We start from the raw sequence: 1,119 nt of genomic DNA, 5'->3' as shown, positions 1-1,119 counted from the left end.
CCAAGACCATCCGCGGCAAGGACGGCGAAACCACCAAACGCGCCGTGCTCCCGTTCGTTCCAGACGTGATGGACGTGACAGTCGACCTCGACCAGGACGACCTGCAAGACCGCAAGCTCTACACCATCACCGTCGACGGCGAACAATCACGAGTCACCCACCGCCAACTGCTGACCGGCGACGTGTGGGCCAACTACTCGGTATCGGGGCACGGCTCCCGGGGCATGGTCAACGTCCTGGCCGACGCCGTGCTGCGCCTGGCCGAAGACCACCCAACCATCCCGCTGCACCGCCACACCGGCTGGATCGAGCAGGACGGGCGGCCGGTCTACCTCAGCGCCGGGGCCTGCATCGGGGCCGACGGTGAGGTAGACGGCCCAGCGATCGAACTCGGCCACCGGATCGGCTCCTACACACTGCCCGCACCCCCAAAGGAAGACCAGGAACGCGAGGCGCTGCGGGCCTCACTCGACCTGCTCAACCTCGCACCACCGGAGGTCATGTGGCCGGTACTGCTGATGACCTACCTGCCACCACTGGAGTTGTGCGCACCGCGCCCGGACTTCCTCGGCGTCCTCTACGGCGGCACCGGTGCTGGCAAGTCGCTCCTGGCCGGAATCGGCCTTTCCCACTACAGCCCCAGAATGCCGCTGGCCCCGTTCCCGCAGAACTTCATCTCCACCCGGACTTCCATCGAAGGTTATGCCCACGGCGCCAAAAACGCCCTCCAGGTCGTCGACGACGCCCACCCCGCCACCGACCGCAGGATGCAGACCGAAATCCTCGACAAATTCGAGTACCTGGCCCGCACCGCGGCCAACGGCTCCGCGCGCGGGCGGAGCTCCCGCAGCGGCGGCGACCGCAAAGACCGGCCACCACGCGGATTCACCATGGTCACCGCGGAACTGAAGTTCAAGGTCCCCAGCGCCGAAAACCGCTCCTTCATCGTGGCCCTGACCCCGGGACAGATCGACAAAACCCAGCTCAACGACATCGAAACCAAAGCCGAAACCGGCGTCTACGCGGCAGCGATGGCCGGATACATCCGCTACCTGGCCGCCCGGCACGAAGCAGGCGAAGATGCCGAGCAGGGCACACGGTGGGCGAAGTTGCGCAGCG

Annotated in this window: 1 protein-coding gene; it reads left to right on the top strand. The window is 66.6% G+C overall.

The features are described from left to right. Positions 1-44: 44 nt before the first annotated feature. The coding region (locus tag ACFQV6_RS44210) for a hypothetical protein (protein ID WP_378033732.1) at positions 45-1,119 on the top strand (1,075 nt) is incomplete at its 3' end.

The sequence above is a fragment of the Actinoplanes sp. GCM10030250 genome (assembly GCF_042666575.1).
Lineage (GTDB): Bacteria > Actinomycetota > Actinomycetes > Mycobacteriales > Micromonosporaceae > Actinoplanes.
Note: the sequence above shows the minus strand (reverse complement) of the source record. Positions and strands in the feature narration are given on the sequence as shown.